Here is an 11,858-nt window from a genome sequence, read left to right on the forward strand (position 1 = left end):
GCCGCCACCGCGCGAGGTTCAGCATGAAGCCCCAGCATCTTCTCCTGGCATTGTCCCTGGTCTGCACAAGCGCCTGGGCCGACGAGGACATCAGCAAGGTCAACGGCCGCATCAGCGCCGAGCCCGGCAAGGCCTATGGCGGCCTGGAAACGGTCAATGGCTCCATCGAAATCGGCGCCGGTGCGCAGACCAAAGATGTGGAAACCGTCAATGGCGGCATCCGCATCGGGGAAAATGCGCGCACCGGTGGTGTGGAAACGGTCAACGGCTCGATTACGCTGGGCCAGAAAGTCATCGTCTCCGGTGGGCTGGAAACGGTCAACGGCAGCATCCTCACCGAGCGCGGCAGCCAGGTCAGCGGCGGCGTGGAAACGGTCAACGGCAGCATCGGCCTGATCGAAACCGACCTCGGCAAGGACATCGAGACGGTCAATGGCGACATCACCGTCGGGGTGGGTTCGCACGTGCATGGCGGCATCAAGGTGACCAAGCCGAACTTCAGCTTCTCCTTCAAGCCCTCGCGTAAACCGCGCGTGGTGATCGGTCCCAAGGCTGTGGTTGATGGGCCGCTCCACTTCGAGCGCGAGGTGGATCTGTATGTGCATCGCACCGCCAAGGTTGGCGCGGTCACCGGTGCCACCGCCCGCAGCTTCGATTCGGATGTGGCGCCCAAGGACTGACGCGCTCACCACGCGCACGTTCTAAGATCGGAACTCCGTCGCACGAGGAGTTCCGATGCCCCGCAAGATCCTGTTGTGCCTGGCCGCGACCCTGGCCCTGGCCGGTTGCAAGCGCGAAGCGGCCGACACGCCGTCCGCACCGGCCGTGCAAACGCCGGCCGATGCCGCGCCCAGCGCACCGGTCAGCCGGCACGCATTCTCGCCGGAGCTGACCACCGGCGATTTCGCCGAGCTCGTCAAGACGCTGGCCTCGGACGAGTTCGAAGGACGCGGCCCGGGCACGCCTGGCGAAGAAAAGACGGTGACCTATATTCGCGACCAGATGCAGCGCATCGGCTTGCAGCCGGGGAACGGAGACAGCTGGTTCCAGGATGTACCGATGGTGGAAACCACTGCCGATGCGGCCACCGCGCCCAGCCTGCGCAGCGGCGAGCAGACCCGCACCCTCGCCTTCGGCACCGACATCGTGGTGGGCACGCGCACCGGCCAGCCCGAGGTCAAGCTGGACAACAGCGAGCTGGTCTTCGTCGGCTACGGCGTGGATGCGCCCGAGCAGCAATGGAACGATTACGCCGGCCAGGACTGGAAAGGCAAGACGGTGGTGATGCTCGTCAACGACCCCGGCTTCCATACCAATGATGCCAAGCTGTTCGACGGCAAGCGCATGACCTATTACGGGCGTTGGACCTACAAATTCGAAGAGGCCGCGCGCAAGGGCGCAGCGGCGGCATTGATCGTGCACGACACGCCAGGTGCCAGCTATGGCTGGGACGTGGTCAAAAACTCCTGGGCAGGCCCGCAATACGATCTGCCGGCCAAGGACGATCCGGACCCGCGCCTGCCGGTGCAGGGCTGGATCAGCGCCGATACCGCCAAGCAACTGTTTGCCAACGCCGGGCTGGACCTGGCGCAGGCCTACAAGGACGCCAGCAAGCGCGGCTTCAAGCCGGTGCCGTTGAAGGCCAGTTGGTCGGTGGACCTGAAGAGCAGCATTGCCGAAAAGACCTCGCGCAACGTGGTCGGCGTGCTCCCCGGCAGCAGCCACGCCGACGAGGCGGTGCTGTACATGGCGCATTGGGATCACCTGGGCAAGCATCCGGGCGAGAGTGGCGACAACATCTACAACGGCGCGGTGGATAACGCCACCGGCGTGGCTGGCATCCTGGAAATTGCCGACGCCTTTGCGCACCAAGATCCCAAGCCGGCGCGTTCGGTGGTGTTTGTGGCAGTGACGCTTGAAGAATCCGGCTTGCTCGGCTCCAAGTACTACGTCGCCAACCCGAGCTTCCCGTTGGACAAGATCGCCGCGGTGATCAATCTGGATGCGATGTCGGTGGCCGGGCGCGCACGCGATGTCACCGTGGTCGGCATGGGCAGTTCGGAGCTGGAAGACATCCTCAAGCCGATCGCCGCGATGCAGGGCCGCACGCTACACGCCGAGGCCACGCCGGAAAGCGGCTCGTACTTTCGCTCGGACCACTTCAACTTCGCCAAGGCCGGCGTGCCGGCGCTGTATGCCGATGGGGGCGAAGACCTGCGCGAGGGCGGCACTGCCGCCGGACGTGCGGCAGCCGAGGATTACGGGCGCAATCGCTATCACGCGCCTGGCGACGAATACGACGCAGCCACCTGGAAGCTCGACGGCACCATCGAAGACTTGCAAGCCTTGTACGGCGTCGGCAAGGAAGTGGCCACTGGCGACCGTTGGCCCAATTGGTACCCGGGCAATCCGTTCAAGGCCGCACGCGACCGCATGCTGGCTGGCAAGCCGGGGGCCAGCGCTGCAGCAGCGCAGCCTGCTGCTGCAGGCAATACCGATTCGAACAAGGTCAAGCCCGACAACGCCAATAAGGCCGATGCAACGAACGCCGCACCTGTGCGGTGAGACGTGCAAGTGGCTCGTCGTCGTGCGATGAGGAGCGCTGCATGCGCCGGTGTGCACGCAATGGCAGCTGAGGCGGGTTGCCGACACGACAGGGCCTCCGATCCGGAGGCCCTGTCGTCATTCTTGCTTAGTGGATCGCGCTAGAGCGCCGGCTGCTAGACGCCCTAGCGCCGCCAGAAGTCGCATCAATTAATCGCGACGGTGGGTCACTGCGCGTCTCAACCAGCCCGCCGCACGCCAATTGAAGCGCGCTCAATCGTTGTCGACGCTAACCACATGCCCATCGTCCGGGTCCACGTGCAGCTCAACCTTCTGTCCGTTGCGCTTTGCATCGGCCTTCCACAGGCCATCTTTGAACTTGAGATCGTGCACGTCTGCGTAGCCGCCGGTGGACAGCGCCGCACGGACGTCGGCTTCGCTCATCCGCGACGTTGTCTGGTCGCCATACACGCGGCCGGTGACCGGGTCGATGTGGACATCCACATCCTTGCCATCGCCGCTACGGGCATCGGCGGTCCATACGCCGTGCTCGAACTTGACGTCGTGCACCTTGGTGTAGCCCTTGGCAGTCAACATACTGGTCACCTCGTTGGAGGTGAGTGCCTTGGCGGGCTTGCCGGCTTCCTGCGCAACTGCGCCATGCGAAACAAACGTCAGCGCGCCAATCAGCGCGGTGGTCATCATGCGATGTGACATGGGTAGGCTCCTGCTGTGAAGTGAAACCATGCTGGCCGCTGCGGGATCGTGGCCGGGTGAAAACCTCGACCATTCAGTCCGCGGGATTCAGTTAACTGAAAGACGGCGCTTGGTCTTCATCGCTTCTGCACTCTGGATTTACATTTTGTCGGGGTGACGGTATGCCCTCGTCATATTGAAACTATCGACCACGCAGCCAATAAAAAAGCCGCCTTGCGGCGGCTTCTCGCATTCAGCGCTTGGTGCGCGCTGCAGATGCGGGTACCGGGGCACGTGTCGCAGCGGTCGTTGGTGCACGGGTTGCGCGTGCAGCCTGCGGCGAGAGGATGGTCATCTGCGGTTTGTCGGTGCCGTCCTTGTTCGGATGCACGTTGTAGGCATAAGACAGATTCCACCACGAACCTGCCGCCCACCATGTCCAACCCAGCCACACGTCCGCATTATTTTCCATATAACCAAGCATGCCTTGCAGTGCGTCGTTGCAAACCTGGTTATTGGCGGTACCGAATTCGGCCAGAAAGCCCCGTTTGCGATTGGTACGCAGCCACTCGGTGAAATTGCGCAAGCGTTCCGCGCCGATGGTGGGACTGACGCAGACGCTGCTGGTGCCGCTGGAATCGGCGTCCAGATATTGATGCACCTCGAACGCGTAGCGGTTGAGCGGGTCGTTGATGGACGTCAGCGCAGTGGCGTTGGAGTAGCCATCACTAGTGGGCGAATACCAGCTGTGTGCACCGGTCCACAAGGCCCCCGGTACCAGGATCAGATTGTTGGCACCGGTCCTGCGAATCGCATCGATCGCCGCCTGCGCGGCACCGGCCCATTCGCTGGACGAGATATTGTTGGGCTCGTTCATCAGCCCGAAGATCACGGCGTTATCCCCATTGAATGCCAGGGCAAGACGACGCCACAGATCGCTAAAGGTGGCCACCGGGACCTCCGGTCCGCCAATCTTGTAACCGTAGTATTTCGCGTAGTTATGGATGTCGATCACCAGATACATGCCCGACGCCTTGGCACGCGCCACTGCCTGTTGCACCAGCGCCAGTTGCGCCGGATCCAGCTCGCCGCGCGCGCTGGGCTGCAGACGTTCCCACAAAATGGGCAGGCGGATCGTATTCATTCCCACGCCGGCGAAATAGGTGTAATCGCTGGCCGACGCATACATATAGTCTTTGTTGAGCACACCGGGCTTTTTCGCGGATGCGAATTCGGCGCCGGACAAATTGACGCCGGCATATGTCAGCGCACGTGTCTGCGCGTGTGCGGACGACAATCCGGCCAACACCATGAAACACAGGGCGCACACGGCAAGGCGGTGTAGTGAAAAGGAAGGACGTGACATGAAGCAACTCCTGGCGGCTAGATGCATCGCCGCCCCAATGGCGTGCGATCGGCGCGAGGTGCGCTGCATCTGCCTGTTGCAATGCATCACGCGTGCCAAAGCGTGCTATTTCAGGCATTTAGCCAAAAAGTGAGAACTAATCCGCACTTAATATTGAAGAGCACGTTTATGCGCGCATACCGGCTATCAATAAACTGCACTATTCCCCGGATACGTCAGCGTATGTGCCGACATACCGGCGTTATTCTGCGACGCGTCAGTTGCGTGGCGCCATTGCAGTGCGCAGCGACCAGCCTTGTCAGTAAAAAGCGATGCCGCCGGAAGGCGACATCGCTTGCATAAAAATGCGCTACGAAACCGGGAATGCGCCTAATTTTGTGTAGCCGCTGCCCGGAATCGGCGTGTATCGCCCTTACACACCCGTCCTGTGTGCCGGCGGCACCCGGCCAGTCGCTCACTAGGCTATTGCTGCTGGTTTCAAGCGGGCTAGCTTGAATCAGCGCGCGATGCGACGTGCGTGCGCGCTCAGGATGGGCAGCTGCGGTCTATCGCGTCCGTTGCGATCCGGCTGCAGGGTGAAAGGGTAATCCCCATGCCACCAGGCGCCGGCGGCCCAGACGCTGGAACCCAGCCAGACATCGCGGTTTGCCTCCAGATACCGGAGCATGCCGTCCAGCGCGCGCAGACAGGTCGGATTGCTGGATGCACCAAACTCGCCCAAAAACCCACGTTTGCGTTGGCTACGCAACCAACTGGTAAAACTGCGCAAGCGCTCTGCACCGATGGTGGGGCTCACACAAGCGCCACTGGTACCGCTGGAGTCGGTATCCAGATACTGGTGCACCTCGATGGCATACCGGTTGAGCGGGTCGCGGATGGCGGCCAGCGCCACTGCATTGGATTGCCCGGCGATGGTGGAATACCAACTGTGCGCTCCGGACCACAGCGCGCCCGGCACCAGGATCAGGTTGTTGGCGCCGGTGGCGCGGATGCCGTCGATCGCTGCCTGTGCGGCGGCGGCCCAGTTCTGCGGCGCGATGTCGTAGGGCTCGTTCATCAGCCCGAAGATCACCGCGTTATCGTTCTTGAAGGCCACGGCCAACCGCTTCCACAGGTCGGTGAAGGTGCTGATCGGTACACGCTGAGTGCCGATCTTCTGACCGTAATATTTGGCGTAATTGTGGATATCCACGATCAACACCATGTGCGCTGCCTTGGCGTTGGCCACCGCCTGCCGGATCAGCGCCAGCTGTGCGGGATCGAGTGCCCCTTGGGCTTTGGGTTGCAGTCGCTCCCACAACACAGGCAGGCGCACCACATTCATGCCGGCGTCGGCGAAGTGCTGGTATTCGCCGGGAGCTGGATAGCGATAATCGACATTGACGACGCCGGGACGTTTTGCCGAAGCGATTTCGGCGCCAGAGAGATTGATGCCTGCATAACGCAGCGCACCGCTTTGCGCATGCGCGCGTGGAAGCGCGGCCAGCAACAGCACGGCCAACGCACAGCACAGCCGCTGGCGCAGCCAGGTGGGGGAGGGGGACATGGGGACTCCTGAGGCATCTACGGGGGGAGATGCGCTGCATCGCGTCGCGCGAGCACAACGCATCGGCCGTCAGCCTATGCGCATCTGCCGCGTGCAACTACGGATGCGAGGTATCACTGCATCAAGCTGTGCGGTGTTTCGCAGTTGCAAACCGTCTTCGTCGATGTATTGCGTTGTTGTGCGAAGGCCTTGAAACAGTTGCACTGCGGTAACTTCGCACTGGTATTGGTCGCTTCAATGCATCGGCGTTGAAGCGATGACAGAGGCTGCGCCAGTGATGGAGTGCGCATACACGGACGATGCAGCGCGCGTATGTAGAGGTGCTTGCATCGTCTAGCAACGTACGTGCGTGGTATGCAGCGCGGTGAAGATACTTTGCGCACGCAGCACGCAGCACGCAGCACGCAGCACCCATCACCCATCACCCATCACCCAGCACGCGACGTAAAAAAAGCGGGCGACCCACACAGCATCGCCCGCCTCTTGTCGCTTAGACCGCTGCCATCAATGTTTGCTGGCGCGGCGTGCGTACTTGCTCAGAATCCTGATCTGCGGCTTGTCGCTGCCATCCTTGCCCGGCTGCACGGTGAAGAAATAATCCGGTTTCCACCAGGCGCCTGCGGCCCACCAGGTCCAGCCCAGCCACACGTCGCTGTTCTTTTCCATGTAGGTCAGCATGCCTTCCAGCGCCTTGTCGCACACCGGGTTGTTGGCGGTGCCGAATTCGCCCAGGAAGCCCTTCTGCTTGTTCTCGCGCAGCCAGTCGGTAAAGCCGCGCAGCTTTTCTTCGCCCACACTGTCGCTGGTGCACTGGGGCTTGGTGCCGCTGTAGTCGTTGTCCAGATACTGATGCGCTTCGAAGGCCAGGTTGTTGCCGGGGTCCTTGAGGATGGCCAGCGCCTTGGCATTGGAGACGCCGTAGCTGCTGCTGCGCCAGCTGTGCGCGCCGGTGTACGCCGTGCCCGGCACCAGGATCAGATTGCGCGCCCCAGTCTTGCGGATCGCGTTGATTGCGCTCTGCGCCGCCGTGGCCCAGTCGGTTGCGGAGATACCGTTGGGCTCATTCATCAGCCCGAAAATCACCGACCTGTCGTCCTTGAATTCCAGCGCCAGCCGGCGCCACAGGTCGGCCAGTGCGGCGGCGGATACCTCGTCCGTGCCAAGACGCTTGCCGTTGTACTTGGCGTAGTTGTGCAGATCCAGGATCAGGAACTGCTTGTTCGCCTTGGCCGCGTCGAGCGATTTCTTGATCAGCCCGAGCTGCGCGGCATCCAGCTCGCCGTTGAGTTGGGGTTGCAGGCGCTCCCACAAAAATGGCAGGCGGATCGTATTCATGCCCTTGCCAGCGAAATAGCTGAAATCCGAGGCTGCCGGGTAGGTGTAGTCCTTGAACAAGGTGCCGGGCTTTTTGCGCGAGTTGAACTCGGCGCCGGACAGATTGACGCCGACGTATTTCAGGCCGGTGGACTCTTTTTTCGGACCGTCTGGCTCTTTGGCGTGCGCCAACGGCATCGCGGCGAGCAAGGTCAGTGCGAGTGCGGCGCTATGGAGACGGGGCAGTAGGGGGAGAGCGCGGAACATGGAAGCCTCCTTCGGCATCGACGTGGCGGCCGCGGGGAGAGGGCACGGCCAGATGGGATGGTGCAGGGCGACAGGTGACCCGGCGAGACTAGAAGCTTGCGCGTTAGCGCGCCATTCACGCGTCCCACACCGATTTGATCGCGCAAAAACACCTGCAAGGCGCATGCTGTGCCAACAGTAGCGTTCGCAAGAGGACAGGTAAGACGCACTGTCGCACGAGCGCGACGCGTCGCTGTCTTAAGCTAGCAGGCCTGTTTTTCCCGTCGTTCGCACAGGGTGCGCACGATCCAATGCCCCCGGAGTCTCCCATGAGCCAAGCCCACGCCTTTGCCGCCCAAGCCGCCGACCAGCCGCTTGCCCCGTTCGTGTTCGAACGTCGCGAGCCCGGCCCCAACGATGTGCAGATCGACATCGCTTATTGCGGTGTCTGCCACTCCGACCTGCACACCGCGCGCAACGAATGGCACAACACGCTATACCCGTCTGTGCCGGGCCACGAGATTGTCGGCCGCGTAACCGCCGTCGGTGATGCCGTCACCGGCTTCAAGGTCGGCGACCTGGCCGGCGTCGGCTGCATGGTCGACAGCTGCCGTAGCTGCGCCTCCTGCCAGGAAGGCGAAGAGCAGTACTGCGAGCAGGGCTTCACCGGCACCTATAACGGTCCGATGTTCGGTGGCGGCGAGAACACCTATGGCGGGTACTCCGACCATATCGTGGTCGACCAGAAGTACGTGCTGCGCATCTCGCATACCGACAACCTGGCTGCGGTGGCGCCGCTGCTGTGCGCCGGCATCACCACCTATTCGCCGCTGGCGCACTGGAAGGTGGGCCCGGGCCAGAAGGTGGGCGTGGTCGGCCTCGGCGGCCTGGGCCACATGGCAGTGAAGATCGCCAAGGCGATGGGCGCCACCGTGGTGTTGTTCACCACCTCCGAAAGCAAGCGCGCCGACGCCATGCGTCTGGGCGCCAGCGAGGTGGTGATCTCCAAGGACGAGGCGCAGATGGCGGCGCAGTACAACACCCTGGATTTCATCCTCAACACCGTGGCCGCCCCGCACAACCTGGACCCGTTCCTCAATGCGCTCAAGCGCGACGGCGCGATGGTGTTGGTGGGCGTGCCCGAGGAGTCGCACCCGTCGCCTTCGGTGTTCAATCTGGTGATGAAGCGCCGCACCCTGGCCGGCTCGCTGATCGGCGGCATCCGCCAGACCCAGGAAATGCTGGATTTCTGCGCCAAGCACAACATCGTCTCGGATATCGAAACCATCCGCGCCGACGAAATCAACACCGCCTACGAGCGCATGCTCAAGAGCGACGTGAAGTACCGCTTCGTGATCGATATGGCCACGCTGGATAAGGCGGCCTGATCGCCTATCCGGGTGAATGAAGGATGCCACCGCTTGCGTCGTCGAACGCAAGCGGTGTCTCGCAGCGACGTGTCATTGGCGAGAAAGGAGACGACGCAAATGACGGATCAGGAAGCGCGGATTATGCATTGCGCCGTGTTAGCGGATTTGATGCTCAAACGCCGTGTCAATGTTCGTGTCAATGTTGATGCCGTGACCAGCGCATGATCGAAGCAATAGAGAAAACAAAGCCGGCCGAGAACGTGATTGCTGCCGCATAGAGAAGTAGGACCGTCAGCCAATACAAAAACGGTTCATGAGAAGCGGCAAAAAAAGCCGGCGGCACAACGTCTACATGGCACCGTACCAACCATCAATGCCTGCCAAACCATCAGTGCTGGGGTTATACCCATGCAAAGTGACAACAAGCTGGCGAGCACAAGACGAGAGCGAACCTTGGGCTTGGCATATCTGCACCAGAAGAATCGATAAGTGACCCAAATCATCGGAAATGCGGCGCAGGAAAAAATGTAAGCTAGCGACGAGATTTCCATTGGGGTTTGGATTCAATCATGCAATCCGCTTCCGGATCAGTAGTTGAGATTTGAGACTGCTGTGCTGTCTGATGGTCAGTTTGAATGTACAACGATTCGTTTCAACCCACTCAACAAGTACGCAGTTAATCTTGCCAATAACCTGCATCAGTTCAGGGTGAATTACCAGGTGCAGCGTCTCCGACCTAATTTTCGCCCAATAGCATGGGTGAGCATAATAATGAAAGGAACTATCACGAGGAGATATAAAATCTGAAGGACTGGAACTATGAAAAAGTTCCAGCCATCGGTGCGGACGTTTTTTGCCAACCACCACGCGTTTGGCGCGATTGAAAGTGCAACGAGAGTGCACAACACAAACAGCTTCAGTACCGGGCCTGCTTTTGATACCGGTACGAAAAAAGAGTAAATGGCGTACGGGGCTGCTCCAAGCAAGACGGTGACCCCAAATAGAATGAGCATTACCAACCACTGGTCTGTCCTTGCAGCGAAGGACCACTCAAAAGCCGTAGCAGTAAATGCGGCAGTAAGAAGCGCGCAACACCATGCGACGCGCTTTGATGCCTTATCCAGAGTTGTGGCGGAACTCTTTATGTCACGGAGCTGCATACGCTCACGCCCTACGCCGCAGCCGGCTCCTTGACCTGCGCTTTCACCCCGAGCAACTGCACGATGCTTCCCGCCGCATCGCGTCCTTCGGCCACGGCAGTGACCACCAGGTCGGCACCGCGCACGCAGTCGCCGCCGGCGAACAGGCGTGGGTTGCTGGTCTGGTAGGGCAGGCGGCCATGGTCGTCTGCCGGGGCGACGATGCGGCCGTTGCTGCCGGCTTCCACGCCTTGCGATGACAGCCACTCCGGCACCGTCGGCGAGAAGCCGAAGGCGATGATCACCACGTCTGCTTCCAGCAGCGATTCGCTGCCTTTCACCGGCACCGCGTTACGGCGGCCGCTGGCGTCGGGTTCGCCGAGTCTGGTTTCCACCACGGTGACGCCGATGGCTTCGTCGTCGGCGCCGGATTCGATCGATAGCGGCTGGCGGTTGAACAGGAAGCGCACACCTTCTTCGCGCGCGTTGGCGACCTCGCGTCCCGAGCCGGGCATGCTGGCTTCGTCGCGGCGGTAGGCGCAGGTAACCTTGGCCGCGCCCAGGCGAATCGCGCTGCGCACGCAGTCCATGCCGGTGTCGCCGCCGCCCAGCACCACCACGCGCTTGCCGTTGAGGTCGGGCAGCGCCATCTGGTCTTCCCAACCGGCGATCGGCCGGCCGTGCGGGTCGTTGCCGCTGACGATGCGGCTGTTCTGCACCAGGAAGGGCAGGGCTGGCAGCACGTTCTTGAGGTCCTGCCCGGGCAGGCCGCCGTCGGTATAGCGATAGGCGCCGGTGCCCAGGAACACCGCGTCGTATTCACCCAGCAACTGCTCGATGCTGACGTCGCGGCCGATCTCCACGCCCAGGCGGAACTGCACGCCCATGCCTTCGAGGATCTCGCGGCGCTTGCCGATCACCGACTTGTCCAGCTTGAAGCTGGGGATGCCGAACTGCAGCAGCCCGCCGATCTGCTCATAGCGGTCGTAGACCACCGCTTGGATGCCGGCGCGCGCCAACCGGTCCGCGCACGACAACCCGGCCGGGCCGGCGCCGATCACCGCCACGCGGTGGCCGCTGGGCTGCACATTGCCCAGGTCCGGGCGCCAGCCCATCTTGAAGGCGGTGTCGACGATGTACTTTTCCACCGCGCCGATGGTGACTGCGCCGAACTCCTCCAGCGTGCAGCTGCCTTCGCACAGGCGGTCCTGCGGACAGACGCGCCCGCACACTTCCGGCAGCGGGTTGGTGGAATGGCACAGCGCGGCGGCTTCTTCGATGCGGTTTTCCTGCACCAGCTGCAGCCACTGCGGGATGGCGTTGTGCACCGGGCATTTCCAGCTGCAGTACGGATTGCCGCAGTCCAGGCAACGGCCGGACTGGTACTGCGCATCGGCCTTGTCGAACTTGCCGTACAGCTCGCCCCAGTCGCCGGACGTACGCAATTCCACGGGAATGCGCGTGGGCATGGTCCGCGGCAGGTCGAGGAATTGGAAGGCTTGTTTGCGGCTCATAAGAAAATCCGTGGCTGATTCCCTTCTCCCGTGTACGGGAGAAGGTGCCCCGAAGGGGCGGATGAGGGTCGCGGGCCACTGCCCTCACCCCGACCCCTCTCCCGAGGGCGGGAGAGGGGACAC

Annotated in this window: 9 protein-coding genes; 4 read left to right on the forward strand and 5 right to left on the reverse strand. The window is 62.0% G+C overall.

Annotated features, from left to right (window positions below):
• The first annotated feature begins 23 nt into the window (after positions 1–23).
• A complete protein-coding gene (locus BJD12_RS12665; protein WP_005991658.1) occupies positions 24–680 on the forward strand; it encodes a DUF4097 family beta strand repeat-containing protein in 657 nt (218 codons plus the stop codon).
• A 55-nt stretch (positions 681–735) separates the two neighbouring features.
• On the forward strand, positions 736–2,565 hold the full coding sequence (locus BJD12_RS12670; RefSeq protein WP_005991655.1) for a M28 family metallopeptidase: 1,830 nt from the start codon (positions 736–738) through the stop codon (positions 2,563–2,565).
• 252 nt (positions 2,566–2,817) lie between these two features.
• Here the strand turns inward: BJD12_RS12670 and BJD12_RS12675 are convergent, their stop codons facing one another.
• The 4 genes from BJD12_RS12675 to BJD12_RS12690 form a co-directional block, all read right to left on the reverse strand.
• The gene (locus tag BJD12_RS12675; protein ID WP_042827926.1) at positions 2,818–3,261 is read right to left on the reverse strand and encodes a PepSY domain-containing protein; all 444 of its coding nucleotides are present in this window, start codon (positions 3,259–3,261) and stop codon (positions 2,818–2,820) included.
• A gap of 232 nt (positions 3,262–3,493) precedes the next feature.
• Positions 3,494–4,606 (reverse strand): glycoside hydrolase family 5 protein, encoded by a 1,113-nt coding sequence (locus BJD12_RS12680; RefSeq protein WP_042827925.1) that lies wholly within the window; start codon positions 4,604–4,606, stop codon positions 3,494–3,496.
• A 496-nt stretch (positions 4,607–5,102) separates the two neighbouring features.
• Complete coding sequence (locus BJD12_RS12685) at positions 5,103–6,152, reverse strand: glycoside hydrolase family 5 protein (RefSeq protein WP_042827924.1); 1,050 nt, start codon at positions 6,150–6,152, stop codon at positions 5,103–5,105.
• Between the two features lie 504 nt (positions 6,153–6,656).
• A complete protein-coding gene (locus BJD12_RS12690; RefSeq protein WP_042827923.1) occupies positions 6,657–7,733 on the reverse strand; it encodes a glycoside hydrolase family 5 protein in 1,077 nt (358 codons plus the stop codon).
• Positions 7,734–8,041: 308 nt separating this feature from the next.
• Between BJD12_RS12690 and BJD12_RS12695 the strand changes: the two genes are divergently transcribed.
• Both BJD12_RS12695 and BJD12_RS24270 read left to right on the forward strand, forming a co-directional pair.
• A complete protein-coding gene (locus BJD12_RS12695; RefSeq protein WP_005991645.1) occupies positions 8,042–9,100 on the forward strand; it encodes an NAD(P)-dependent alcohol dehydrogenase in 1,059 nt (352 codons plus the stop codon).
• A gap of 801 nt (positions 9,101–9,901) precedes the next feature.
• Entirely contained in the window at positions 9,902–10,042 is a 141-nt protein-coding gene (locus tag BJD12_RS24270) for a hypothetical protein (protein ID WP_155616309.1), read from the forward strand.
• A 211-nt stretch (positions 10,043–10,253) separates the two neighbouring features.
• Here BJD12_RS24270 and BJD12_RS12700 read toward each other — a convergent pair whose 3' ends face one another.
• The gene (locus tag BJD12_RS12700) at positions 10,254–11,735 is read right to left on the reverse strand and encodes an FAD-dependent oxidoreductase (protein ID WP_005991643.1); all 1,482 of its coding nucleotides are present in this window, start codon (positions 11,733–11,735) and stop codon (positions 10,254–10,256) included.
• Between the last annotated feature and the right edge of the window lie 123 nt (positions 11,736–11,858).

The organism is Xanthomonas vesicatoria ATCC 35937 (genome assembly GCF_001908725.1).
Lineage (GTDB): Bacteria > Pseudomonadota > Gammaproteobacteria > Xanthomonadales > Xanthomonadaceae > Xanthomonas > Xanthomonas vesicatoria.